The organism is Fervidicola ferrireducens (assembly GCF_001562425.1).
Taxonomy (GTDB): Bacteria; Bacillota; Thermosediminibacteria; order Thermosediminibacterales; family Thermosediminibacteraceae; genus Fervidicola; species Fervidicola ferrireducens.
This window is the reverse complement of sequence record NZ_LOED01000030.1, coordinates 1-26,977: the sequence shown is the minus strand read 5'-3', so window position 1 is coordinate 26,977 and position 26,977 is coordinate 1. Positions and strand designations below refer to the sequence as shown.

Here is a 26,977-nt window from a genome sequence, read left to right as displayed (position 1 = left end):
GCCGCTACGAGAAATATTTAGCTAAGTTTTATCAGAATTCCTGTGTGGTTGTTAAAAAAATTTTATTAGTTAAAGCTAACTATATTGTACAAGGAGGGACCTTGAATGAAAAAATTTCTTGCTTTGTTTTTAACACTCAGCATCCTTGCATTCCTGCTTTCGGGATGCGGGCAAAATCAATCTGCCAGCGAAATTAGCGCAAATCAGCAGGAGCAAAATGAAAAAGTGACTATCAAGGTTGGAGCTTCTCCGGTGCCCCACGCAGAAATCCTGGAAGTTGTAAAGCCGATTCTGGAAAAAGAGGGGATTAATCTAGAAATTGTAGAATTTACCGACTATGTTCAGCCCAATTTGAAGTTGGCAGAAAAGGAACTCGATGCCAACTATTTCCAGCACATTCCGTACCTTGAGGAGTTTTCGAAGGAGCACAACCTTGATTTGACTTACATCGCGAAGGTCCACATCGAGCCCATGGGGGCCTATTCCCAAAAGATTAAAAATCTCAACGAACTAAAGGAAGGAGCCACCGTCGCCATACCCAACGACCCGACCAACGCCGGAAGGGCTCTTCTGCTCCTGCAGACAGCGGGACTCATTAAATTAAAGCCTGAGGCAGGGATAAAAGCCACAGTTGGCGACATAGTTGAAAATCCAAAAGGTTTGAAGATAACCGAACTTGAGGCCGCAACCCTCCCCCGGGTACTGCCGGACGTGGACCTAGCGGTAATCAATACTAACTATGCTTTGGAGGCAGGGCTCGTTCCCACAAAGGACGCGCTCATCATTGAAGATGCCAACTCGCCCTATGTAAACGTGCTGGTGGTCCGAAAGGGCGACGAATCAAGGCCGGAGCTCAAAAAACTCGCCGAAGCATTGAATTCCCCCGAAGTCAAAAAGTTCATCGAAGAGAAATATCAAGGGGCCGTCGTGCCCGCCTTCTAAAAGCGGAGTGATTTTATGGCACACTTTTCCAAAACTTTTGGCGTAATCGCCGGAACGCCCGTAGATACAAAAATGGGCGTGGAATTCTTGAGAAAAAAGGGGTTTGATGCGGTGGGAATTCCTACCGCCTCAAGCCCCGAAGAGCAAAACATGCTGCAGTACCAAAAAGCCGATACCCTTACTCAAAAAGTCATCGACATTATCGAGGAGTTCCATAAAAAGAACATAAAAAGCATTATGATATACTGCAATTCCCTTTCGGCAGCCATAGACTTTAACCTCGTAGAAAACAAATATCCTTCTTCCAATATCTTAACACCACTTCAATCGTACCGCAACCTGGCGTCAAAATACAGCCGCCTTATCGTCTGGGCCGCCAACGCCCAGTCCCTCAAGGTCATAGAACAGATTCTATACGAGAGCAACCCATCCATCCGGGTCATCGGAGTTACCCTCCTCCCGGTGGTGAATGCCATTGAAAATTTAATGCCGCCGGAAGACATCTTCGAGAAGTTCGACCTTGCCAATTTCTTGCCAAGAAGTTTCGGAGCCGAGGGACTGGTGCTCGGCTGCACGCACTTCCCCTATTTGAAAAAAATACTCGAAGAAAAGCTCGATGTAGCAGTCGTCGACCCGATGGAGGAAGTGCTGAGAGATTTCGTTTTACATTTAAACGCATTTTAGCATTAATTTTGCCAGGGCCGCCTCTCTGGTGTCCGCACCCATAGAGACGACTCCGGCTTCCAGGGCCTTAACTCCGACCTCGTAGAGAGTCAGGTCCACCCCTTCGAAGGGCACCTGGGTGGTGACCGCCACCGTTATTCCCGACTCCACAAGTTCCCTGATGGCCGGAAGAAGGTTCCGCGGCGGACGGAACGTTACGCCCCCCGCCCCGAAACTTTCTATCAGCACCGAACGGTAACCCTTTTCTTTGGCAAAAAGCAGCACTTCTGGCTCGATGCCCGGGTAGAGTTTGACAAGCAACACCCCGGGGTCGAGCCTGTCGTAAAGGACGGCGGGGCGAGCTTCTTTTTCCGCCGGGTTTATTCCTCCTCTTTCGGCGATAAGGTTCCAAACTTTTGCAATCCGCCCCCCTTCGGCCTTCAAGGCCTCCTCATCCCATTCGATGGCCCCTTCGCACACCTTTCCGGCATAAGGAGCGTTGACGCTCCAGAAGGCATCAAAGCTCGAGGTTTTCATCTTGCTCGCCCTGTCGCCGAAAATAACCTTTCCGTCAAAGACCACGAAAACACCGGGCCGGGCCGAAGCGGCCACCCTGAAGCTGTCGAGCAGATTTTTTCTGGCGTCGCTTTTTTCCTCGCCGATGGATTTTTGGGCGCCGGTCAGCACCACCGGCTTTTTTAAATAGGTGAGCATGTATGTAAGGGCCGCTGCGGTATATGCCATGGTGTCAGTGCCGTGGGAAACCACCACGCCGTCAAAATCAAAAAGCGCGTCGCTCACTGCCCTGGCTATGGTCACCCAGTCTTCGGGCTGCATGTTGGAGCTGTCTATGTTCATTATAAGCTTCCCTTCTATTTGCGCAATGTCCGAAAGTTCCGGCAAAAGGGCGAGCATTTCTTTCTCAGTAAAGGCAGGCCTTAAACCTTCAGGACCGGGTACCGAAGCGATGGTACCGCCTGTTGCAAGAAACGCTATCTTTTTTCTGTGCATAAAGCAAATCTCCCCCTACTTGGTCCTGGCCTGTTTTTTGCCGTAGAAGACGTCCCTGTCCAATTCGCCGAGGGCGCTTGCGGCTATCATGCCGCCCAGCGGGTCTCCCACCACGTTGAGCATGGTATTGGGCATGTCTATAAGTCTATATATTCCCGCAATCCACGGCACAACCGTCAAGGGCAGGCCCATGGTCTGCAAAAGCGTGGCCGCCAGGACGACCGCTCCGCCGGGGACCGAAGCGCCGCCGGAGCCCAGTATCATTCCCATTATTATCGTCGTCACCAGCGCAGCAGGCGAAAGCTGGATGTCGTACATCTGGGCCACCCAGAGCACGTATATGGGAAGCTCGGCCGCAACGGCGTGCTGGTTGATGGCAGCTCCGATGGGCATGATGAGGTTCACCATGTCCTCCGGTATTCCCAGCCGCCTTTTACTGACATCCATGGCCACGGGGAGCGTCGCCGCCGAAGAACAGGTGGTGAAGGCCACGACGAGCGCCGGGTAGATGTTTTTGAAATACTGAATGGGGTTCAGCCTCAGGTAGAAAAGGAGTATCAGCGGGTATATTACAAGCATTATCGTTGCGTAAGCAATCCACTGGGTGAGCACCATTTTGGCAAGGGACCCTAATACAGTGGCTCCCATGGTCCCGGTTATGGAAGCCATGAGGGCGAAAACACCGTAAGGCGTAAAGGCCATGATAATTTCCGTCAGTTTCATGCTCAGTTCGGCACCGGCTTTAAAGAAATTCCTCATGAGCTTTGCCGTGTCGCTCTCGCCCAGGAAAGCCGCGGCTATTCCAACGAATATGGCGATCACAACGACCTGAACCATCTCGTAATTGGCAAACGCACCCACCATGTTGTCCGGAATCCACTTCACGAACGCATCCAATATGTTGACCTGGCCGAGCTCGGCCTGTTTTTCCGCGAGCCTTATTCCTTCTCCGGGCTTGATTATGGCAGCCCACGTCAGGCCTATGGTGGATGAAATTATCGTCGAAAAGGCCCAGTAAAAGAGGAAAAACGCACCGATTTTCTTGAACCGGGCCAGGTCCACCACACCGGAAGCCCCCGTGGTAATCGAAAAGAATATAACGGGCAATGCCACCATCTTTAAGAGCCTGATGAAGACGGTACCGATAGGTTCGAGGACCGCTACGCTAGGGCCTACTATAAACCCTATGAGTGCGCCTAAAATCATGGCAAAGGTTATCTTGTTGGTGAGGCTTATCCTGCCGTACCACGACAAAAAGCCCATATTCAACTCCTCCTTTCCAATTTTTTATTATTTACCAAAATTATAACATATATAACATAAACTTCACCACCGTTCAGGGTCTATCACGTTTATCGGATCGATCGGGCGCTTTAAAAACGTCTCACCCACCTTTACAAATCTGTCCGGGTCGTCGCTCACGAAAAATTGATAGGAAGGGGCGTCTTTTTTTTCTCTGTTCAAGCACTTTTCAAAAAGTATGCCCGCCACTTCCCTTGCTGTCTCTAAAGCCGAATCTACCAGGATTACACCGTCCCCCACAACCTTTTTTAGTGTCGGCTTTAAGAGAGGATAATGGGTGCAGCCCAGCACCAGCGTGTCGATGCCCTCCCTTTGAAGGGGGTCCAGATAAATTTTCGCCGTATGATACGCGACTTCGTTTTCCAGCCATCCTTCTTCTACCAGAGGTACGAAAAGGGGACAGGCTTTGGAAAATATCTTAATGGTCCCGTTCAAGGTCTGTATGGCCTTTTCATAAGCCCCGCTTTTTACGGTGCGCTCGGTGCCTATTACCCCAACCCTGCCGTTTCTGGTGGCCTTTACAGCGGCCCTGGCGCCCGGTTCTATAACTCCTACCACCGGTACCGGCAGCATTTCCTGCAGTTCTTCCAGGCACGTGGCGCTCACGGTGTTGCACGCAATCACTATCATTTTTACATCCTGTTTCATGAGAAAACTAACTCCCTCTTTGGCAAACCGGGTGATGGTCTCCTTTGATTTGGAACCGTAGGGCACCCTTGCAGTATCGCCGAAATAAACGATATTTTCATGAGGCAGCAGATTCATGATTTCCTTCGCCACGGTAAGTCCTCCGATGCCGGAATCGAAAATTCCTATCGGTTTTCGCCTTGCTTCCATAATCCTACCTCCCCTATGAGAATAAAAACGTCATCCTTGCGATAATAATAATACTATTTAGTTTACATCAGTTTTTATAATCTTTCCAGCGGTGAAAGCTCCCACAAAAAGCCATCCGCGGCGACCACCAGCCCAAGTCTTGCCTGTATGACCTGGCTTATACTCCTTCCTTCAAAATACGTTTTTATTCTTTCCCCGCCGGGCTTTAGCGCTACAAGGCCGGCATCGGTCGGTATATATATCGCATCGGCGCACGAAAGGGTCGGGGCAGCAGGAGGCACATTTAAATCCTCCTCCCACTTCAGATTCCCGTCTTCGGCATCAAGGGCGACGACTTTTCCGCTAAGGGTAACGGCAATTGCGCTTTTTTCCAAAAAACAGGGCGCAAGAATTTCCTCTCCAAAATTTTTATTCCAGATCATCTTCCCCGTCTTCGCATCCAGGCAAAATATGCTTCCTTCATCGTTTACCGCAAACGCTCTGTTTCCAAAAACCGAAACAGGCTCTTTTATGAGCCCGGAAAGTCTTGTCTTCCAGCATAGGGCGCCTTTATCATTCAGGCAGTAAACGTTGGAAAGGGAGCCGAAATACAAAAAACCCGAGCCGAAAGTCAAAGGGGTGATGTAATCTGTACTCGCCCTGTACCGCCACATTATTTCTCCATTCCAGTTCAGGGCGTATACAGTGCCGCTCCTTGATGAGGCGTATACGACACCCTCTTTAGCTACTGCTGGCGATTCAAAATTATCATGGTTAAATTCAATTACCGTCTTCCCGGAAAAGGCATCCAGCGCCACGAGCACCGATGCCGAAACTAAAACCGTTTCCGGGGCAAGGCTTATGGAGCTCGGCGAAAATTTTTCCCTCCACCTAAATTTTTTGCTTCCAAGGTCGAAGGCTCCGATAAAGTTTTCTTCCGCAACAAAAACCGCGTTTCTTTTTGCGGTCAGCGCCACCGGCCCTTTCACCTTCACGAGCTTCGAAACCTCAAGGGCTGCAGCTAAAAGGACCGGAGAATAACCGGTATGGCAAAAATCCTTCTTAAGCGTCACCCATTCTCCGGCACCTCCTTTTATCATTTTTTGCAAAATCCCGAAGAACTTTTCGTCGGCAACGCCGGTCGGTTTGATTTTTATAAAACTTTGAAACCGCCTCACTGCGCGCTCCGTTTCGGGGCCGAATACACCGTCGACCCTGCCGTGGTAAAGCCCGAACCACTTTAAAGCCTGCTGAACGTACCTCACATCGGTACCTCTTATGTAGGGCCTTTTTTTAAGTAGGTCCCTGCTTGACAGGGCAAAGGCAGGCAGTTTCAACTTTCACCACCTCCCCCCGGTTTTCTCCCATAATCCTAGCCTATTCATCGTAATTTTTTTTGGTGAAAAATATAAAACCAGGGTTGTTAAAAACCCTGGCCGTGCGCTTTCGGGAGCCTACTTTTTATTTTTCGCGTTGTCTTCCATGAGCATCCGCTCAGCGCGCTCTATGGCAAGCCTTACCAGGTTGCCGCAGTCCCTGGAAGACACGCTGCCCCAACCCTCTCTCGCGACGATATCCGCCACCCCCAGTTCTTTTGCAAGTTCGTACTTGAGGGCTTCCGACATAACGCCGCGCCGTCGGGCCATTAAGCTCCCTCCTTAAATTTTTTCGCACATTATTAGGGTGCGTAATAAGCAGAAAAATATGTTGATAGTATCCGCTTTTTTTACCATTATTTTATTAAAAAATTTGTCCATCAACAGTCAGACCATAAAAGCCCCTTTTAATCAGGGGCTTTTATGGTCCTCATCCTACCTGTTCGGCGTGCCGGTAATACTCCATTTCCACGCTTTCCCTGTCGGCCAGCACCTTTATGAAATTGGCCTCGGGGTCTTCGGTGCCCTGCAGGTGGCAGCCTTCTGCCTTGAGGGCCTTGGCGTATTCTATGACTTCCCGGGTAATGCGCTCTCCAGGACATATTATAGGAATGCCGGGCGGGTACGCCATCAGCATCTCGGCGCTTATCTCGCCCTCCGAGTCCTCCAGGTGCACCACCTTTTTTTCACTGTAAAAGGCAAACCTGGGCGAAACCACCAGTTCCTGGTTTTCCGGGAGGCTGGCCGCTATTTTAATGACGTTTTTCCTCGCGTATTTTTGCGCTATTTCTTTTATGGCCTCAACCAAGGCCGACATGCTCTCTTCGCTGTCGCCTATGGCCCCTACGGCCAGTACGTTGTAGAGGTCGGAAAGTTCCACCTGGATGTGGTATTCGTACCTCAGTATCCTTTCTACCTCAAACCCGGAAAGTCCGAGCTCCCGCACGTTGATGGCGAGTTTCGTGGGGTCGTAGGCGTGGCATCCTTCGGTGCCTTCGACTTCCCTTCCCATTACGTATATTCCATCGACGGCGTTGAGTTCCCGCCGTGCCTCTTCGCAAAGTTTGATGGTCCTGTCCAGCATTTCCCTGCCCTTCAGCGCTATCTGCTTCCTCGCAACGTCCAGCGATGCCATCAACGGATAGGAAGGACTGGTGGTCTGGGTCAGATTCATGGCCGCCTTCACCTTTTTGTCGTCCACGAGATTCCCCTTTACGAGCAGTATAGAGCTCTGGGTCATGGACCCCACGAGCTTGTGGACGCTGGCGGCGCTCATGTCGGCCCCAGCCTCCATCGCCGAAAGCGGAAGCTGCGGGTGAAAGCCGAAGTGAGCCCCGTGGGCCTCGTCCACTATGACGGGCTTGTCGAAGGAATGGGCGATTTCCACGATTTCCTTGAGGTTCGAAGCCACGCCATAATAGGTCGGATTTATAACGAAAACAGCTTTAGCGTTGGGGTGCTCCACCAGAGCCCGCCTCACACTTTCCGGAGTAATACCCATGGCAATTCCCATGTAATCGTCGATAACGGGCTTTATATAAACTGGCCTTGCACCGCTCAATATCAGGCCTCCTACCACCGAACGGTGGGCGTTGCGCGGGATTATTATCTCATCGCCGGGCCCGGCCACCGACAGTATCATGGCCTGGATGCCGGAAGTGGTGCCGTTTACCAGGAAGTGGGCATGGTCTGCTCCGAAGGCGTCAGCAGCCAGTTCTTCCGCCCTTTTTATAACTCCAAGGGGGTTGCAAACGTTGTCAAGGCCCAGGAGACCTGCGGTGACATCAATGGCCAGGATATTTTCTCCCACAAATTCCCTGAATTCGGGAATCCCCTTGCCGCCCTTGTGCCCTGGCACGTGGAATGATATGGTCCTGTCTTCCACGTACTTTTTGAGGGCGGTAAAGAGCGGCGTTTCTTGCTGTTCTTCAATTCTCATACAGTCACCCTCCCTTCATTTTCGAACATACTAATTAAAGCACAGAATGCATTGAAATTCAATATGAAAACCAGAACAAAATGTTAATTTTTTGTTAAGAAATGGTGTAAAAAAGAACAAATTTTTTTATAAACGAATAACATGCACGCTATTTTGTTTAATTGGGAATGCCGGGGTTATACGCCCGTTAAAAGAGTTTAAAGGCCCGCGGCTTTCGCTTCGGCCGGGGGCCTTCATTCAATTGTTCAATGCGACTTTGAAGTTTTGCTGGAATCTATCCCAGGCCGCATGAAGCCACTCTATCATTTTGAATTTCACCACAACAGGCCCTTGTTCTTGTCGATCCTCATAAAGCAACGGCGTTTTTCCCCTAATTTGGGCTTCTTTCATACCCCTCTCGTATTTATTAGCAAGTGCAAGCTCCTCATTGTCTTTGTGCTTTTCTTGCCGTTGTTTTTGTGCGCTTCCTGCTGCTTGATCTTCTTTCCCTTTTTCGGCGTTATCGCTCGCTAGTTCGACTTCCCAATTTTGAGTGTTGTGGGTGTTATCTACTGCCGCCTTCTCTTCTGGCGTTAAACCCTGACTTGCCCTTAACTTTGCCTCTTCGGTGGCTATGCCGTGGGTGATGTCCACGAAGCAAAGCGGCGGAAATAATATGCACCACCAGTTTTTCCCTTCCCCCTTTCCTATGATAATCCTCAAGGCCTCGTACTCGCCAGCCGGAAGGGTGATGAAACCGTAGGTTTTTACCGGAAAGGGGAACTTCCCAAAAAAGACCTTCACCTCGTAATCCTTTCCACTTTCTTCCACTTCTTTTTTCGCTATCATTTCTATGTTCTTCAGGTGCGATTTTATATAATTTCTCGTTTCCTCGATGTTTTCCATTTTCGAAAGGTCGTCCTTCAGGGCATCCAATACCGCATCGCGAACCCGAAGCTTTAGCTCCTGCTCCTTGGGCGAATTTCCGCTTGCCACCACGTGAAACCTTATAATTTTTGACGAAAGGTCCTCCACATCCATTCCAGAATTTTTCCCCGCGTCGAGGCCGTGGCCTGCTATGCCCGATGCCCCTGCCAGAGCACCGATAATGGAAAGCAAAGCCACAGCTAAAGCTACCGTAATCAATTTCCTGAAAACCACAATAGGTCCTCCCCCTTGCTAAATTTATCCATCTAAATTATTCCCCTACAATGACGCACCTATACCGCGTATTGTGGCTTTCGTGTCAACGATAACCTCCACGTGAGGGAAGATGTTTTCCCAGTCTTCTCTGTAATATTCCCAGATGCCGGGCCTGTATTTGTAGAGGTATTCGCCGAAGCCCAGGACGTCTACCTGAAATTCCTTCTGCAGCTTTTTCACCCCTTTTAAAATTATCTGGTTCACCTTTTCTTCCAGGTCCTTTTCCAGGGATTTTATCATGCTTGCATCTATTTTCATGTCTACGGGCGTTTCAACTATATCGGCCACTATTCTAGGGGATATTTTAAACTTGGGGTAGGTACCAGCTTCCACAAGTTCCGTTTTCGTCGAAATCTGAACGATGCTCATCACCACCGGATAATCTTCGCCCTGCTGTTTGAAGGTCAAATCGCCTCCCCTCACCTTCCCGAGGACGAAGTTTACCCCCAGGGTTTCGTTTTCATCCAGCCACCCCACCAGTTTGTAATTTTTTATGACCGCCGCACCGCCTATCGAAACGTCTATTTTCCCGGGGGTAAGCCGCGGAAGCAGGACATTGCCCTGCGTTGAGTAGGCACTCTTCATGAAGTCGTCAATGGTGATTTCTATAAATTTAGAACAGAATGTCCAATTCTCAAAGATGTTGGCTATATACATTGCAAGAAGCGTCTCGTACTCGTTTTTTACCTTGAGTGCATCTTCGGCCTTCCCTTTTACTACCATTATCCTCCCGCGGCGGTTTACTTCGGTGTTCCTAGAAAGGAAATTCACTACCCCCTCTATCCCGTCCCTCGCCGCTTCCTCTCCTATCAATATCACCCGGGTGTGTTCAAAAAAAAGCCGCCGGCTGAGGCGGTGGGACATCTGGCGCGCAGCGGCGTGGATGGAATCGGCCACCGTGCTGACCGAAGCGATGGTGGACCCCCCGCCGCCGCCTCCCTGGCCTCCCTCGCCCGAGATTTTTCTGACTATAGGCATTGTGAACTCGACTTTAAGTTTGTCATCCACTGCGGCTTTATCTATACCTATGTTCCCCACGAAAAACCTGCGGTCTATATCCACCATGTCCCAGCAGCCCGACACGACGAAAATCGCAATTGACAAAAGACCTGCCAGTATGATTTTTCTCAGCTTCATCCCTTCTTCCCCCACTTGTTCCTGGCCATGCCTGCAACAAGGATAATGATGGGTATTAAAAAACACGTTAGGATCGAAAAGTTCCCGGCAAAATTCAGCCAATCCTCCACTTCCAGGATGTTCTGGGGGAGCATCGCGGCAAGATATGTCCACGGGAAAAGGATGGAGGCAAATATTTTAAACTCCCTCGCCCTGAAAACGTTGGTGAAGGTAATCGCAGCCGCAAAATAATAGGCGCACACCGTTGTGAAAACCACCACCACCCAGAGCGCCACCGCCAGGGCGTCCATCCTCTCTAGGATCTCGCCCGGCACGCTTATCCTCCTCACGACGGCCATGGAGGGCCAGATGGTCCTTGAAGTTTCGGCAATACCCATCGACACGACCACCGTAACCACAACGAACGTGTAGTACGCCGTCACGATGCCCATCGAAACCACCATAACTTTGTTTATGTCCTTCACCGTCTTCAAGCCCTGGGCCGACGTCAAAAGCACCTCAAAGCCCACCAGGCTCAGCATTGAACTCAAGGCCCCCTGTAAAAGCTTTTCCGGCGGTGTCCTCAAAAACGGCAGCAGTTCAGAAAAATCGGCGTTGTAAAGGCTGAGTATAAGCATGGCCACCGAAAGGATGAACCAGAAGGGGAAATTTACCACCATCAACCTCGCCATAGGTTCGAGTCCGTGCCGTATGAGGTAGGCCGAGAGCAAAAGCAGCGTCAAGACGAAAAATTCTAGAGGGGTCTCCTCCAGGGCGAAATTCTTCATCACCTCCGCAAAGTCCCTCAACACGACCGCCGCAATCAGGCTAAAGTAAATCCCGTAAACGACGCCCAGTATCAGACCCACGGGCCTTCCGAAGACGAAAGACATGTAATCGACAAAAGTCCTCCCCTCCAGCCGCTTTATAATCCCTCCGACCACCAGGGCACCGAGGAGGGCTATTAATCCTCCCAGGAGCACGACGATCCAGCAGTCGGGGCCCGCGCTTTTTACCGCAACCCTCGGAAGGCTTAAAATCCCCACGCCTATCGCCGCATTCACAATCAGTGCGATAGCTTGTTCGCTCGATATGCGGTCATCATCCATCATCATTTTCCTCACCACCGCCCCTTTCCTTTACTTTGGAATCCCGTACCCTCGTTTTGTCCACCGGCCGGGTGTACTCAGGCCTTTCCTTCAGCGAAGGCAGGGGCGCCCTCACTACCAGGTCCCTCAACCTCTTAAATTTAAACGAGATTACCGGAGAAAGGTACGGGACCCCGAAGCTCTTCAACGTCACGAGGTGGACAGTGAGCCCCAGAAACCCGAGCATGACGCCGTAAAGCCCGGCCACCGACGCGAGGATCAAAAATATGAAGGTAAGCAGGCGAAACCCTATGGCCACGCTGAAGTTGGGCACGGCGAAAGACGATATGGCGTTGATGGCTATGAGGATTACCATTATGGGGCTCACTATCCCTGCCCTCACGGCGGCTTCTCCTACGACGAGGCCGCCGACGATGCCGATGGTCTGGCCTATGGGGCCGGGCAGCCTTATACCCGCTTCCCTCAAGACTTCAAGCGACAGCATCATAATAAGGGCTTCCACCGTGGTGGAAAACGGCACGCCCTCCCTCGTCGCGCCAATGGACAGGGCGAGGTCGGTGGGAAGCATGCCCGGGTGGTAGGCCACCATTGCCACGTAAAAGGAGGGGGCCGCTATGGCGAGCGCCGCCGCAGCAAATCGAAGGAGCCTGATTAATGAGGCGATGTACCACCTCTCGTAGTAGTCTTCCGAAGAATGAAAGAGGCTAAACAGGGTGGTGGGGGCTATAAGGACGAAGGGGGTCGTGTCGCAGATGATAAGCACGTTGCCCTCTAAAAGGGCCGCCGCTGCCACGTCGGGCCTTTCGGTGCGCCTGAACTGCGGAAAAAACGAAACCCAGTTGTCTTCTATCATCTGCTCTATATAGCCGCTTTCCAGCACACCATCTATGTCCACCTTGTTTAACCTCTTTAAGACCTCTTCCACGATGGAAGGGTTTGCGATTCCCTTGATGTAAAGCACCCCCACGTCGGTCCTGGTGTGCCTTCCCAGCCTTACGGTCTTGACCTTCAAGTTGGGGTCCTTTATCCTCCTTCGAACCAGGGCCACGTTGACCCTGTAGGTTTCCGTAAAACCTTCCCTTGGCCCCCTTATCACCGCTTCGGTGAGGGGCTCCTCCACACCCCTTTTTTCCCAGCCTTTCGTGTTTAAAATCAAAGCCCTGTCTAATTTGTCAATGATGAGAGCGGTATCGCCGGAGAGCACCGCCAGCACCAGCTCTCCGAAGTTGTCCGCTTCTCTCAATTCGGCCACCGTGAGCAGTCCTTCTTTAATGAGCTGGAAAAATTTATCTCCAACGCTGTGTTCTAGGGGGGTCTGCCTGGCATACAGCATCAGTGATTTCATAACTTCTTCCTGCACAAGCCTTTTGTCAACAAGTCCGTCGATATTTATCATGGCCAGCCTGTGCTTTGGCCTTTCGGGATTTCCCATAACGAACTCCCTTGTTATCAGGTCGTCGCAGTCCGCGAGGTACTCTTTAAATACCTTTAAATTTTCGTCTATGTCCTTGTAAAGCTTCCTATTTTTGTCCGGCGTCATGTCCCTTTCAAAGAAAATCTCGGTTTTTTTCCTGCTCCCCAGTGTGTCGAAAATTCCCATATAGTGTGTCCTCCCGAAATCATCTCAGCTTATTATCAAATAGACGACGATGCTTCCTATCACGTAAAGGACGCCTAAAACCCTAAGCAAGAGTCCTTCGGCCTTCAGCTTTTTTTGAGCCATGCTTCTTGCTTCCACAAAAAACATAAAAAGACCTATAATTACGAATATACTTACGGCAGTGAACGTGTAGGCCTCCTTTAAATCCTCAATAAGGTTTTTTAAAATCTCCAAGGCTCCGACCACCTCTTTATGGGTTTTCATATATATTTTCTCTTGCGGGTGCTATTTTATTCCGCCATCCCGCCGCAAAAAATTTTTCTTGAGTATCTTGATGTTTTGCATTTTTATACTTATACTTTTGAATTATATAAACCATTTATAAGGGGTGCTTGAGCGGCATGGAGATTCTTGTTACCCTGGATACTATAAAAAATTACGAGGGCAGCGAAGTTCTAAAATTCCCGCCTGGTTCCCTCGTGACCAAAGAAGCCCGTATCTTCGCGGCATCGAAGGGCATCAAGATTTATGTAGGTGACGAGCTTTTGCGGGAGCCCTTCCCCGTGAATTCTCAGCCTGCAAAAAAAGCGGTAATTTCGGTGATAGGCGAGGATCGGGTGGGGATTATCGCCGGGGTTTCGGAGGTCCTTGCAAAAAACAACGTCAACATCCTCGATATAACCCAGACCTCCATAGAAGGACTTTTTACCATGATAATGGTGGTTGATATCTCCGGCTGCGCGGTGAGTTTCGAAGATTTGAAAAAGCTCCTGGAAGAGAGAGGAAAATCCCTTTCCGTACGGGTTGACGCGCAGAGGGAAGAAGTCTTTCGCTTCATGCACAGGATATGAGGGGGATCAGGATGAGCTTTTCAAGGGATGAAATAATAGAAACCATAAGAATGGTACAGGCGGAAAACCTGGACATAAGGACGATAACTTTGGGAATTAGCCTGAGGGACTGCACGGGAGAAAGCGTCTTTGACGTTGCAGAAAAAATTTACCGAAAACTCATAGACACCGCCGAAAATTTGGTTCCGGTAGCAAAAGAACTCGAAGCGGAATTCGGAATCCCCATAGTGAACAAGCGCATTTCCGTAACCCCCATCGCCATTGTCGCCGAATCCTGCAGGGAGAAGGACCTCACTCCCGTAGCCGAAGCTATGGACAGGGCGGCAAAGGAACTTAACATAGACTTCATCGGCGGCTTTTCGGCCCTTGTGCAAAAGGGGTTCACGAAAGGAGACATAAACCTGATAAATTCGATACCCGAAGCCCTCTCCTCCACCGAAAGGGTCTGCGCCTCGGTCAACGTTGCATCCACCCGCGCCGGCATAAACATGGACGCGGTGCTCGCCATGGGCCACGTGATTAAAAAAACCGCCGAACTTACGGCGGATCGCGACGGAATAGGATGTGCTAAACTGGTGGTATTTGCCAACGCGGTGGAGGACAACCCCTTTATGGCCGGTGCATTCCACGGCACGGGAGAGGCCGAGACCACGGTAAATATAGGTATCAGCGGGCCGGGCGTGGTAAATACGGTGATAAGGCGGCTGGGCGAAGACGCCGACTTCGGAGAACTCGCCGAAGCCGTAAAGCGGACGGCCTTCAAGATAACGAGGGCCGGCGAGCTCATAGGGAGGGAAGCCGCCAAGCGGCTCGGTGCGTCCTTCGGTGTCATCGACCTTTCCCTTGCACCCACCCCCGCCGTGGGCGACAGCATAGCCAACATCCTGGAGGCCATGGGGCTTGAGCGCTGCGGCGCACCGGGGACTACGGCAGCGCTGATGCTCCTGAACGATGCCGTAAAAAAAGGCGGCGCCATGGCCGCATCTTACGTAGGGGGCTTTCCGGCGCCTTCATACCGGTGAGCGAGGACGCCGGAATGATAAGGGCGGCAAGCGAGGGGGCGTTGACCATCGAAAAGCTGGAGGCCATGACCTGCGTCTGCTCGGTGGGTCTCGACATGATAGCCATTCCCGGAGATACCAGCGCCGAAACCATAGCGGGCATTATCGCCGACGAGATGGCGATAGGCGTCGTCAACAAAAAGACCACGGCGGTCAGGATAATTCCTGCTCCCGGGAAAAAGGCCGGGGATTTCGTGGAATTCGGGGGGCTGCTCGGCAGGGCTCCCGTAATGCCGGTCAGCACCTTCGATTCATCGGTCTTCGTGCGGCGAGGTGGAAGGATTCCTCCACCGATTCAGAGCCTCACCAATTAAGCGCCTGATAAAAATTAATCCCCGTCAGAACGACGGGGATTTAGTTAAAAATCCATCACCCTGTCCCGGAAGTCCCGCCTCAGGTCATCCTTGAGGTAGGTAATGAAGCGGTTCAAAAGCGCCGCGGCTTCCGCCCTGGTCACCGGGTCATCGGGCCGGAAGTAACCGGCCTCGTCTCCCCGGACCAGGCCTATACTGCTTCCGACGTATACGGCATCTTTCGCCCAGGCCGGTATTTCCCCTTCATCCCTGAAACCCAAGCGGTACATCCGCGGGACATTTTTTTCAAGCCCCAGTGCCCTTACCAGGATCGTAACCACCTGCGCCCTGGTGAGGTTCTGGTTTGGAGAAAACCGGCGAGGACTGATACCTTCCACCACCCCCATTTCGGCAAGGGCGGCCACAATCGATGCATCTTCTTTCGAAAGGGACAAGTCCTCAAAGGCGGGGGCAGCTTCCTCTTCGGAAGAATCCCTCCACCTCTCGGCGCGCGAGTTTATATCCACCAGCCTCCCAACCGCAAGGACAAACTCCAGCCTCTTTGCCGGAATTTGCGGCCAAAAATAGTTCCCCTCCTGTTTCATTATGCCTAGAGCAGCAAGCCTTCCCACATCCTGCCTGGCCCAGTGACCTGCCATGTCGTAAAATTCGGGTATGTAGCCCATTTCAACTCTCGGCGTGGCGGAAAGGCTGATAAGCTCGCTTCCCCGATTTTGCTTTCCCGTGGGCAACCCGTTTTCGTCAAGCCGAGGGAGGCTGTACGAGTATCGGACCGTTGAATCTTCCCTTGTCGTCACGGCGTAAGCCCCGTCAAAGCTCATGAGTGCCGGTCGGTTTTCGACATAGGATATCTCCACTGTTCTGCTCGACGAAAGCTCCTCGTCCACGGTTCCGGTCCAGCTCGATGCCTGAGTCCCATTTTTTTCGTCGGCTTTTCTATTTGACGATATGACGAGCTTGACTTCCCTCGTTTCCGTAGATCCCCAGGCGCTGCTATAACCCACTCCTTTGCCCGAAATGTCCACTTCCACAGTGCCCTTGCCCCCGTTGAAATCGTACACCTTCCTCCCTCTTATCACGGTGGTCGTATAATCCACCGCGGCGGAAATGTCAGAAACCGATGAAGCCGTAAAGCTGTAGTTTTCAAGGGTGAATCTCTCGGTGGTCCTGTCACGCTTTACGGTTACCGTCTCGCTGGCCCGGACTATCTCGTACGTCGTCCTCACCTGGTCTTTGCCTTTTTCCCGCTGAAGCGTAACTGAAATCGTAATGCTCCTGGAGAGTTTTACGCTGCCGTCACTGCTTGATAGGTTGTAAGTAATCCGGTCCTGCCTCTTGCCGTCCCTCATCCTTCCCGGAGTAACCTTAACGCTTCCTTCCAGCAAAACTGGCTGCCCCGTGATGAAAATCATCTCCCGGTATTTCATGTCGTCCATTATCCCGCCCTCATAGCCCGGAAGCATATCCGCCGAAGCCGGGGCCGAAATTATAAATACCGCAGTGACGAAAACCAAAAGTTTTACCAGCAATTTTTTCAACGCCATCACATCCCGCAAGTTTTATTGCTGCACAAAGGCAAAAAGGCAGTTGTTGTTTTCCCTCACTACGTAAAGAATCTGCCCCGGCTTTAGGTCGCCAACATCTATCAATTCCGTCCCTTCCATAATGACGGCTCCTCCTGCATTGAGCTCAAGGGAACTTAAGCTCTTGTTCCACTTTTCGCTGAATTGACTGTAATCCAGCATGTTTGAGAGTTTCATCCTACCGTCCACCGCCGGCTTTTCCGCAAGGGTGCCTATGCTCAGCGTGTCGTCGTCCCTTCCCCCGTCTTTTATGACCATGGCCAGGATTTTGCCGTCTTCGAGCACGGCATAAACGCTTTTGCCGGAGTATTTTTCTTCGTACCTGTCCCATAAAAGTTCCTCTTTCGATATAACCTTAGGTACTTTTAGCGTTGCGTCCACTATTACGGCATCGTCGTATATATTTAACTTTTCGGTTTTTCTTTCTTCTGAAGACCAAAGGCTCTCTTTAAGCTCACTTTTATATCTCAGGCTTATGCTGTCGCTTCCTATTTCGTAGACCTGTCCCTTTATCACCTTCAAAGAGGGGTCTAAAAATTTCGGCTGGTATACTATAGCCGCTTTTGAGCCGGACGCGCCTTTGTTGGCCACCAGAAATACTCCGGCATCTTCTTCTAAATAGTCGGTGGTTACCAGAGAATTCCCCACGACCGCGATGGTGCTCTCGTCGAAGAGCACTTCCAAATCCCCAACTGCCATCTCGCCGGTGGACCACCGCACCTTTTCAATAAAACCGTTTTCCAGGTACTCATCGCCGGACTTCACCAGGATTTTAACGGCTTTCGGCATATTTCCCTCATAGGCGAGGGCGAGGTACACATCGCTTCCTCCGTAACTTGACGCAAGCTGCTCTATGTCCGTCCTACCCCATTCTGTAAAGACCTGGGTAATGCCGTCGATTCGGACCTCAAGCAAGTCTTCGGCAGGCCTGAAAGTTCCATAGTAAAATTCTTCCACGTCGGAGATCAAAAGATATTCTCCCGGAATTTCCCCTGAAATCCTGCCCTTCACCAGGCGGTATACCCTGCCTCCTTTGGCAACTTCAACCCGCACACTGCGACCTTCGTTTCCGTAATATACTGCGATTTTATCGCCCGGCTTTAATGCCGAAGGGCTCACCCGTAATCCATCTTTTAAAACGGCATCGGAAGGAGAAAGGAGCAAACTTTTCTCGCCGCCCCGGGAACTTACGACGACTTCATATACTCCTTCATCCACAGAAATTTCCTTTACCGTTCCTTCCAGTGGAAGTTCCGAAAATCCGCCCTGGTTCATCGGCTCGTAAAAACTCCTCGCCTCCAGGCGGTATAGCTTATCGTTTACAGCCCAGGCAGTGACCTCGACCCCCGGCAAAAGGTCCTCCACCTTCGCCTTTTTGCCGTCCACGTAAACTTCCGGGAAATTTGGAAGTTCAAAAGTAAAAATATTCCCTCCATCCACTTTTATATACGCACGGCCGTCCCTCAATTCCGATAATTCGCCCGAAACTTTTTGAACCGTATAATTTGAAACCTCCGCATAGAGCACCTCATTTCCCTTCGCAACTATTTCCACGTAATCGCCGATTTTCAGCGTCCCCGAGCCGTATATCCTTCCTTTTTTTATGACGGGAAAATCAGTCTTCCCCGGAATTACCTTAAGGTCGTACACGGGACCGTCTTCCGTCCTTACCGTATACACGACATCGGAAGAACCGATTCGGTCTATGGAATTTACCCACCCGCGAAACATGGACAGGTTAAAGGCTTTTTCTCCCTTAATCCTGTCCACCAGAGCGGCAAGTTCGGCCCGGGTCATCAAATCCTTGGGCCGAAGACTCCCATCCCATCCCCCGATTATCCCCTTTTTAACTAGGGCGGCGATGTACGGCAGCCTTTCCCTTTCTATCTCCGCAGAATCTTTAAAAAACAAGGCGTCGCCGGCATTCGATTGAGGGGCTATCTTTAAAGCCCTGGCAGCCCAGGTAAAGACCTCCTCTCTCTTCGCCGTGCTCTTGAAATCCATCTGATTTTCCTTCCTGTCCAGTAGGCCCAGCCGGAACGCCGAATCTACGTAGGGGGTCGCCCAGGCGGAGGCATTGGGATTTCCGGGACGACCCCTATTGTCTGAAGAGATGGAAATATTACCCATCATCCTAACAAGTACCGCTAAAGCCTCTTCGCGGCTCACCGGCCTTTCCGGGAAAAACCGCCCTCTTTCGCCCACCATAATTCCCATGGCAAAAGCCCGTTCTATAGAAGCCTCAGCCCAGTGGTCCGCGGTATCTGAAAAACCGGTCGAATTCAATAAAGAAAGGCCGCGGGAACTCCCGAAATATTCGAGATTCCCCGCCTTGGAATCTTCAAAGCAAACGAACACGGCTAAAACCGAAAGCATGACGGCCAATATTTTCTTCCCTGCTTTAATAGCGCTCATCTTTATCACTCCTGCTTTACCTTCCGAAAACCCCGTACCACCCGGGCAAGAAGATGTTTTCTCCTGCCATTTCCCATTTTCTCGATTCCGGATTGTACCTGTAAAGGCCGGAACTCTTGATATTTCCGGAATATGAAATATCATTTCTTACATCCATGTACAGCCTGGCGCTGATGCCACTCAATTTTTCGGTTTTCTTTCCTATCCTGCAGGAAAACTCCACCATGACCAGGTCCGAAAGCCTCACCATGCCGCGGTCTTTGAACTTCATGAGTTCGTCCAGCTTTGCCCCTTCGGCCCTCCTCACATATATCACCAGGGCCGCGTCATTTTTTTCGGTGGAATTTGCCTTCTCTAAGACCGGGATGTAAAGGTACGACGGTGATACGCTCAGGCTTATCTCATCGAAGATGAAGTTTAGAGAAGATATCTTCGAAAGCACCTCGTAGGGAAGCACCGCTGTATACTGAAGGTACTTACCCCTCGGGGATTTTACGATTACCCGGTAATCTTCTTTTTTAAGGTAACTTGCATCTTTTACAGTGACGGTGACGGTGCTCCCTTTCGAGTCCACAACGACGTCGGAGGGAAGCTCAATCAGTTTTTCTTTCGACCCTTCCCCGGTCACGGCGTAGTCGGCATAGGTGAACTCCGAAAATCCGAGCTCGTTTGCCGCCCTCACCCTGAAGTAATACCTGGTGTCGGGCTCAAGTCCCGTGACGATATAGCGGGTGTCGGCAGTCCTGTCTATATACCTGAAAGGCCCTTTCGCCGATGTGGACCCGTAAATCTCATAGTAATTGGCGTTGAGTGCCTCCGACCATGTGAGCAGTACAGCCGTATCATCCAGCTTTCTTGCTCTGAAATTCTCCGGAGTGTCTGGTTTGGTCCTAGGCGGTTTGTAGTAAAATCCGTCTTTCAGCGTGGCTTCCCCGCCGTCCGGATTTATGACCGTGACATCCTTGTATCCCGCGGAATGAGCAGGCGTCTTGGCCTTTATTGTTTTTTCGTTGACCACTTTTACATCCTGCGCCGCCTTACCGCCTATGAATACCCGGGCATTGGGGTCGAAATATTCGCCCGTGATGGTGATCTCCGTCCCGCCTTCCACGGGGCCTTCCGCCGGTTCGACCTTTTCTATCCTCGGATAAGTGACGTAGGTGAAGCCTTCCTCCAGCACATCAAGCCCCGTGTCGGGATTTATAACAATCACGTCCTTCGGCCCTAAGTCCCCCGGCGGGAGAATTACGCTTATCTTCGTCGGCTCCGCCGAAATTACTTCGGCCTGATTTTCTCCAATGTAAACCTTTGCGTTGTTCTGGAAATTTTCCCCGTATATTTCAACGGTTATGCCGCCGTAAGCCGGACCCCGGTTGGGGTTCACCTGAGTTATCCGCGGGTACTTTTCGGGCACTTTATACTCGAATCCGTCCCGCAGGGCCGCCGAAAGGCCGTTGCCGTTCAGCACCACTACATCTTTTTTGCCCGGCGTATTGGGAGGGGTCCTGCCGGTGATGGTGTCCGGACTTACCGCCACAACTCCCTTTGCCTCTTCTCCTCCGAAGTAAACCGTAACGGGGTTTACGAACCCTTTTCCTTTTATGGTGAAGGGAGTTCCCCCGGAAACCGCCCCCTCGGTGGGGTTTATGAATTCTAGCTGGATTTGTCCGGTAACGTTGAGATATTCATAGCCGCCTTTCAAAAGAGCAATGGCGCCGTCGGGGTTTATCACCCGCACGTCCACCTTGCCGGGACTTCCGGGCGGCGCGGCAACGGTTATTTTAACGCCCGAAGTAAAACCTCCATCATCGGGGGTCCTCCCCTGGTCGTCTTCCAGCTTTTCCACCGTAGCTTCCGACATGCCGAAGAGAACCCTGAGGCCGGGGCGGAAATCCATCCCTTCTATGGTAACGGGATTTCCCCCCGCCGCTGGGCCCTTGGCCGGTGCGATTCCCGTTATCCGGGGTTTTGTGTCCGGTATGGTAAATTCGAAATACCCGTTGTAGGAAGCCAGCCCTCCGTCCGGATTTACGAGCACGACCCTGACCGGGTACCTGCCCTCCACCTCTTCATCCGCGCTGCCGGTTGCGTATGCCGGCGTAATTACTGTGGCGAGGGTGCCGGAATCGTCCACCGTAACTTGCGGCGATTCGACGCCTCCGAAGTATACTTTGGCACCTTTAGAAAACTTCTGCCCTGTAATTTTTACGACGGTGCCTCCGTATATGGTGCCGTATTTGGGGTCAATGTCGGAAATCACCGGAATGGTGGCCGGAGGCACGTACTCGAAGCCCCCTTTCAGCGTGAAACTGCCGCCGTCCTCGTTGACTACCGTCACGTCTTTCTTGCCGTAACTTGCCGCCCTGGGAGTAACGATCCTTATCTCGGTGGGGCTTACCAGGTTCACGTCCCCCTCGGGCACCTCAACGCCCCCTATTATGACGGAAATTCCTTCCCTGAAGTCGGTGCCCTTAATGGTCACCGGCGTTCCGCCTTCGGAGCTCCCCGACACCGGCATGATGCTGGTTATGGTGGGGCTGCTCCTCGGGACGGTGTAGAGGAAACCTCCCGGCTTTAACGCAAAGGCACCGTCACCCGGATTTATGACCTGCACATCCGCGTATCCTTCCTTACCCGGAGGCGTTTTGGCCAGGATGGTGGTGCTGTCGATGAACCGCACGCCGGTAGCGAAGGAATCCCCTATGACCACCAGGGCATCGCTCTGGAAATCCTTGCCTTTTATTGTTATATCGGTCCCGCCATGGACCGGCCCCCGGTTTGGAGTTATGGTATAGATAACCGGCTCGGTATTCGTGGTCCTGTAAAGAAACGCCCTTTTGAGCACCGCCCTACCGCCGTCGGGATTTTCCACCACCAGGTCCATATAGCCCGTGGCTCCATCGGGCGATGCGGGGACCTTAGCCTTTATTATGGTGTCGCTTATAACCTTCGCATTTTCAAGGTATACGGGCTCGCCGCCTCCGGATTCCCTCACGAAATACACTCGAGCCTCGCTTTCGAAGTTTCTCCCCTTAATCTCTACAAACACGCCGCCGCTCACGGGACCCCTGGACGGGGTGACGGATTCTATGGCCGGACTGCTGATGTACCGAAAACTCTCCTTCAGGGTGGCGCTTCCCCCGTCGGGGTTTATTACAACTACATCCTGTATTCCCGGATTTCCGGGCGGCGTCACCGCCGCTATCTCCTGCGTACTTTTCACCACAACTCCCGAGGCGTCCCTTCCCCCTATCAAAACCCTAGCACCGCTCATGAAGTTTTGGCCTTTAATGGTAATGGGTTCTCCCCCGGCGGCGCTGCCCTCTGCGGGAATCACCTCGTGGATCGCAGGCTTGCTCTGTTCAACGTAGTACTGGAATCCGCCCTTCAATGTGGCGCTGCCGTAATCGTTATATACCACAACGTCTTTTACTCCGGGAGTGTTGGGCGGGACGATAAGGGTTATTTTGGTGGAATCTTCTACGTTTACGTTATAGGCAGCTTCTCCGCCTATGGTTACCTTGGTGCCCACTACAAAATTGGCTCCAATGATGGTGGCATAAACCATTCCGGACACGCTGGCAGAATTGGGGGTAATGGAGGTTATTACCATCACGTTGCTCTTGTATATGAAACCCGCCCACAACACAGCTTCACCGCCGTCGGGGTTTACAACCCTTACATCCACCGCACCCACCTGGGTAGAGGAAGGCGTAAGGGCAATTATAAGTCCAGAATTCACAACGTCCACCATTGGAGCCTTTGTCTTGCCGAAGTACACCTCAAGGGCTTTCCCTCCGGACTGGGCGATGAAATCTTCGCCGTAAATCCGGACTATGCTGCCCCCTCCTACTGGACCTATCGGTTCTTCCTCCATCCCGGTCCTCGGGTTGTAAACTACGACCTTATCTATAACCGGCTGGCTCTTGGGGAGCTCGTAGGTAAAGCCTCCTTTCAAAGCAGCCTGACTCTCGATTTCCACCTCTTCTCCCGTCGCCTTGTCCACCTTTACCACCTTAACTATGACGTCCTGCGGCCCCGGGCTTCCCCCCGGAGTTTTGGCAGTTAGAGTGGAAAGGTCGTCCTTAACAATTACTTCGGTGGCGGCATTGCCTCCTATGGTGAGCCGGGTTTCGCGGGTATAGGTTCTACCGTCCTGACCCAAAATGTCGGAGCTTTTTACGAAGTTGGCACCCTTTACCGTGACCTCGGTACCTCCATGCACAGTACCTTTATTGGGCGTTATGCTGGTAATGGCTAGGGCTTTTTCGGGTATCTTGTAGGTAAAGGGCTTTGGCGCTAAGGCCACCTTGCCGTCGGGATTTACCACTTTCACCTGCTGCTCACCAGCACTGCCCGGAGGAGTAACGGCCCTCAACACGCTCTTGTATTCACCATTCACCATTTCGACTCTGATATCTAGCACAGTGGCCGGTTTTTCGCCTATGTAAAGCTTAGCACCACTCCTTATATCGCTTCCGACAACTTTTATTTCCGTGCCGCCATCCGTGGAGCCCGAAGTGGGTTCAATGCTCTCGATTACCGGCTTGCTTGGAGGGAGGACATAAGTAAATCCGGATTTCTTTACAAAGCTCCCGTAATTGGATAGGTTTATCACCGTCACATCCTTGGGACCTTCGGAGTTTTTAGGGGTTTTCACCTTAAGCGATGTGGAGTTGGCTTCTTCTACCGTCGCTTCAGCTCCTCCGAAAAACACCCTGACGCTTTCTGCAAAACCCGTGCCGCTTATTATTACATCGTCCCCTCCTTCGGTGCTACCTCTGTCGGGTGTAATGCCGGTTATGGTAGGAGCCACCACGTACTGAAACTCACCCACGGCGGCCCCTCCATCGGGGTTCTTCACTATTACATCCTTTACGCCAACCTCGTTTGGGGGTGTTATAGCCTCTATTATATGCCTTTCCGGACTTTCTTTGATAACTTTTATGTTGCTGGCAGGTTTTCCTCCTATGGTCACCTGCACAGCATTGGAAAAGTCCTTTCCGACTATCCGTATGGGAGTGCCACCGGCCGTGCTTCCGGTATTTTTCTCTTCACCTGTCAGCAATTTCAAGTCTATATTCATTATCGATTGGATTTCCGGCTTGCTTTGTAAAAATGTAAAACTTTTGCTCAAGGTTGCCGTCCCCTGATCGGGGTTTACAACCTTGACATCCACCACGCCAGGCGACGAAGCTTCGGGTATGGTGGCCTTTATCCAGGTACCATCCGGAGATACACTCACATCTTTTGCTTCCAGGCTGCCGAAATAAACCTTGGCACCCGCCATAAAGTCGCTGCCTTCAATGGTGATGGTCCCCTGGCTTACGGTGGTGGCGGAATTTATGTCCAGTCTATTAATTACTGGCTCGCTCCTCGTATAAGTAAAATTGGCAGTATCGCTTCCGCTGTCCTTGTTGACCACCTTCAACGTGGTCAGTCCCGCTGTCGCGCTCGGCGGAGTCTTCACCGAAATTATGTCCTCGCCGGTCCCTTTCTGTAGCCACAAAACGGTAGCCTGGTTATTCCCTATAAATACCCTGACTTCGTTGGGATAGCCATCGGCCCCGAAATCTGTACCCTTTATATATATGGTATCTCCCCCTAGGACGCTGCCCTCGGCCGGGCCAGTAAAATCTAGGGTCCTTGATACGGCACTGATTCGTGGGGCGCTTTGGGTATAGGTAAAGCCGTTTTCGAGCACTGCCGATCCTCCATCAGGGTTCGTCACCGTCACCGAAACAGGGCCCGGCGTGGTAGTCGGAGGAACCGTAGCCGTAATCACGCTGTCGCTTCTTACCTCAACATCTCTTGCCAATATTCCGGCGAATTTCACCTGAGCTCCTGCCATAAAACCGGAGCCGTTGATGGTAACCTTATATCCGCCCAAAACGCTTCCTTGGGAGGGACTCACGCCTTGGGGGACGTCCGTCAGTGAATTGATTTTCGGATTTGAGATGAAGGTAAAGCCATTTTGCTTTATTGCACTAACTCCGTCCACCGTTACCACTACGTGCTGCGGCCCAGTAATGGATATATTGGTGGGGGTCTTTGCTATAATGGTCTTATCGTCAATAACCTGGACATCAGTCGCGGGCTGTCCGCCTATCGTAACGGTCGTTATGGGCGTGGAGGTATTTGGATAGTATCCCGGGACGAAGTTGGTACCCTTTATGGTAATTGTTGTAGCGGTATTTACGGGGCCTTTGACGGGGTCTATGCTGGTGATGGTCGGAGTGCTCTTCTGATAGAAAAACTTTTGGCTGTCATCTGCGGGAAAATAGACAGCAATTCCTCCATCGGGATTTTCCACCTTTATCTCCTTGTAGCCCGAAGATTGAGCCGGCACCACCGCTTTGATGATGTTTGGACTTACAAAAGTCACCCTGGATGACAGAATTCCACCTATGAGCACGTTGAGCTTGTGGCTCGAATCTATGTCCTTCATGAAACCACTGCCTGTAATGGTAATTTCAGTCCCGGCAGTACCCACGAGCGGCTCGACTTTTTCTATTTTGGGAGAACTTTTTATGTACTGAAACGCATTTGCTTTGATGGCCTCTTCACCGCTGGAATTCCTTACGGTGATGCTAATCGTTCCCGCCTCAGGATAAGGAGGTGCTATCACAACTAGGTTGCTGCCGTCGGAACTGACAACCTGCGCTTTCACGCCGCCGAAAAGCACCTCGACCTGGCCGATCGGGGAAAAGTTTTGGCCCGATATTATTACTTCGTAACCTCCTGCGGTCGCCCCCTGAGGAGGGTTAACTTCGTTTATAATAGGAACAGCAGCCATAGCGACCGGCATAGGCCAAAGCTGTACCATCGCCAAAACGGCGGCAATGATTATGGTAAATGCCCTGAGTATCTTTGTTTTTTTCAAAAGCATACCCTGCCCTCACTCCGCAAGAAAATTTGAGTATTATAACTTCGACAAAACTCATCCAAAATCCTCCTGTTTTTACAGAATCAGCACAGTTGTTCTTAGTCCATTTGTCGCATAAAAAAATAAGACTTTTTATCCACGTTATCCACAGAGTTATCCACAGCTGTTGATAAATAGAAGGGCTTGTTCTCAGCATAAAAATTAAATCCGGGGCATTTATCCCCATTGGGGATAACTTATCCACAATAACCACACTTCCTTGAAAGTGCAAAAAAATCCTAGAATATCTCTATCGTTTTTAGTTTCGAATCCCACCTGACGTTAAACCCCATCTCTTTAAAAAAATTTGCGGGCACGAAGAGGATGCCTCCTTTTAATGCCGGCCCTACCCCTAGATCAACCCATCCGCCCGGTGATTTTACCATGAAGGGAGAGTTTAATTTCAACACGGCACTTACACTTTCCCTGGAAACCGCCAGCATGCGGTTTTTAGAATCCCATTTTACATCGAGCCCCAGCGCCTCGCCCGCCAATCTTACCGGTATCATGGCTCTTTTATTTACAATCATCGGTGAAACGGGTAGGGTTATGTTTTTTCCTTTAACGCGGGCGCTTTGCGAACCCATTTTAAAAATTAGACCATTTATAAAAATTCCACCATTCATCCCCCGATTTTAATCTGGAGATGAATGACGACTTGCTATTTCTCTCCGGTTATGCTAAAATTTAAGCGAACCGGAGGAGATGCTAAATGCAGACAGTAACCCTCAAGGTAAAACTCCTATCCCCAAACAAAGGCAAACTGGAGAAG

Annotated in this window: 18 protein-coding genes and 1 pseudogene; 4 read left to right on the top strand and 15 right to left on the bottom strand. The window is 51.2% G+C overall.

All coding sequences use genetic code 11. The annotated features are described in order from the left end of the window. Nucleotides 1–105: 105 nt before the first annotated feature. Nucleotides 106–942 carry a MetQ/NlpA family ABC transporter substrate-binding protein gene (locus tag AN618_RS09935; RefSeq protein ID WP_066354519.1) on the top strand — a complete coding sequence of 279 codons (837 nt, stop codon included), beginning with the start codon at nucleotides 106–108 and terminating at the stop codon, nucleotides 940–942. Nucleotides 943–957: 15 nt separating this feature from the next. Next, the gene (locus AN618_RS09930) at nucleotides 958–1,626 is read left to right on the top strand and encodes an aspartate/glutamate racemase family protein (RefSeq protein WP_066354518.1); all 669 of its coding nucleotides are present in this window, start codon (nucleotides 958–960) and stop codon (nucleotides 1,624–1,626) included. Here the strand turns inward: AN618_RS09930 and AN618_RS09925 are convergent. From AN618_RS09925 to AN618_RS09875, 11 genes are all read right to left on the bottom strand, one after another. Beyond that, entirely contained in the window at nucleotides 1,612–2,616 is a 1,005-nt protein-coding gene (locus AN618_RS09925; protein WP_066354515.1) for an asparaginase, read from the bottom strand. The two genes, AN618_RS09930 and AN618_RS09925, sit on opposite strands and share 15 nt — an antisense overlap. A gap of 15 nt (nucleotides 2,617–2,631) precedes the next feature. Further along, entirely contained in the window at nucleotides 2,632–3,879 is a 1,248-nt protein-coding gene (locus AN618_RS09920; RefSeq protein ID WP_066354514.1) for a dicarboxylate/amino acid:cation symporter, read from the bottom strand. A gap of 63 nt (nucleotides 3,880–3,942) precedes the next feature. Next, complete coding sequence (gene murI, locus AN618_RS09915; protein WP_066354512.1) at nucleotides 3,943–4,755, bottom strand: glutamate racemase; 813 nt, start codon at nucleotides 4,753–4,755, stop codon at nucleotides 3,943–3,945. A gap of 74 nt (nucleotides 4,756–4,829) precedes the next feature. Further along, the gene (locus AN618_RS09910) at nucleotides 4,830–6,071 is read right to left on the bottom strand and encodes an outer membrane protein assembly factor BamB family protein (RefSeq protein WP_066354511.1); all 1,242 of its coding nucleotides are present in this window, start codon (nucleotides 6,069–6,071) and stop codon (nucleotides 4,830–4,832) included. Nucleotides 6,072–6,188: 117 nt separating this feature from the next. Beyond that, nucleotides 6,189–6,380, bottom strand: coding sequence for a small, acid-soluble spore protein, alpha/beta type (locus AN618_RS09905; protein WP_066354510.1), 192 nt, complete (start codon nucleotides 6,378–6,380; stop codon nucleotides 6,189–6,191). A gap of 160 nt (nucleotides 6,381–6,540) precedes the next feature. Further along, the gene (locus AN618_RS09900) at nucleotides 6,541–8,049 is read right to left on the bottom strand and encodes an aminotransferase class I/II-fold pyridoxal phosphate-dependent enzyme (protein ID WP_066354506.1); all 1,509 of its coding nucleotides are present in this window, start codon (nucleotides 8,047–8,049) and stop codon (nucleotides 6,541–6,543) included. Between the two features lie 237 nt (nucleotides 8,050–8,286). Continuing rightward, nucleotides 8,287–9,189 carry a stage II sporulation protein R gene (spoIIR, locus tag AN618_RS09895; RefSeq protein WP_066354503.1) on the bottom strand — a complete coding sequence of 301 codons (903 nt, stop codon included), beginning with the start codon at nucleotides 9,187–9,189 and terminating at the stop codon, nucleotides 8,287–8,289. A gap of 45 nt (nucleotides 9,190–9,234) precedes the next feature. Then, the gene (locus AN618_RS09890; RefSeq protein ID WP_066354502.1) at nucleotides 9,235–10,368 is read right to left on the bottom strand and encodes a Ger(x)C family spore germination protein; all 1,134 of its coding nucleotides are present in this window, start codon (nucleotides 10,366–10,368) and stop codon (nucleotides 9,235–9,237) included. Beyond that, nucleotides 10,365–11,462: a GerAB/ArcD/ProY family transporter gene (locus tag AN618_RS09885; RefSeq protein WP_066354500.1), complete on the bottom strand. Its 1,098-nt coding sequence runs from the start codon at nucleotides 11,460–11,462 to the stop codon at nucleotides 10,365–10,367. The genes AN618_RS09890 and AN618_RS09885 overlap by 4 nt, the downstream gene beginning before the upstream one ends. Continuing rightward, nucleotides 11,449–13,056, bottom strand: a complete 1,608-nt coding sequence (locus tag AN618_RS09880; RefSeq protein ID WP_066354495.1) for a spore germination protein — start codon at nucleotides 13,054–13,056, stop codon at nucleotides 11,449–11,451. Before AN618_RS09880 ends, AN618_RS09885 begins: the two co-directional genes overlap by 14 nt. Before the next feature lie 24 nt (nucleotides 13,057–13,080). After that, nucleotides 13,081–13,320: a CLC_0170 family protein gene (locus tag AN618_RS09875; RefSeq protein WP_066354492.1), complete on the bottom strand. Its 240-nt coding sequence runs from the start codon at nucleotides 13,318–13,320 to the stop codon at nucleotides 13,081–13,083. A 299-nt stretch (nucleotides 13,321–13,619) separates the two neighbouring features. Between AN618_RS09875 and AN618_RS14030 the strand changes: the two genes are divergently transcribed. Both AN618_RS14030 and AN618_RS09865 read left to right on the top strand, forming a co-directional pair. Next, nucleotides 13,620–13,907, top strand: a complete 288-nt coding sequence (locus AN618_RS14030) for an ACT domain-containing protein (RefSeq protein ID WP_066354521.1) — start codon at nucleotides 13,620–13,622, stop codon at nucleotides 13,905–13,907. 11 nt (nucleotides 13,908–13,918) lie between these two features. Then, a pseudogene (locus AN618_RS09865) lies at nucleotides 13,919–15,282 on the top strand (DUF711 family protein). 44 nt (nucleotides 15,283–15,326) lie between these two features. Here AN618_RS09865 and AN618_RS09860 read toward each other — a convergent pair. The 4 genes from AN618_RS09860 to AN618_RS09845 form a co-directional block, all read right to left on the bottom strand. Beyond that, the gene (locus tag AN618_RS09860) at nucleotides 15,327–16,826 is read right to left on the bottom strand and encodes an S-layer homology domain-containing protein (RefSeq protein WP_083515168.1); all 1,500 of its coding nucleotides are present in this window, start codon (nucleotides 16,824–16,826) and stop codon (nucleotides 15,327–15,329) included. 15 nt (nucleotides 16,827–16,841) lie between these two features. Next, nucleotides 16,842–19,280 carry an S-layer homology domain-containing protein gene (locus AN618_RS09855; protein WP_066354487.1) on the bottom strand — a complete coding sequence of 813 codons (2,439 nt, stop codon included), beginning with the start codon at nucleotides 19,278–19,280 and terminating at the stop codon, nucleotides 16,842–16,844. 16 nt (nucleotides 19,281–19,296) lie between these two features. Further along, a complete protein-coding gene (locus tag AN618_RS13160; protein ID WP_066354486.1) occupies nucleotides 19,297–26,169 on the bottom strand; it encodes an IPT/TIG domain-containing protein in 6,873 nt (2,290 codons plus the stop codon). 275 nt (nucleotides 26,170–26,444) lie between these two features. After that, complete coding sequence (locus AN618_RS09845) at nucleotides 26,445–26,831, bottom strand: copper amine oxidase N-terminal domain-containing protein (RefSeq protein ID WP_066354484.1); 387 nt, start codon at nucleotides 26,829–26,831, stop codon at nucleotides 26,445–26,447. Nucleotides 26,832–26,977 lie beyond the last annotated feature (146 nt).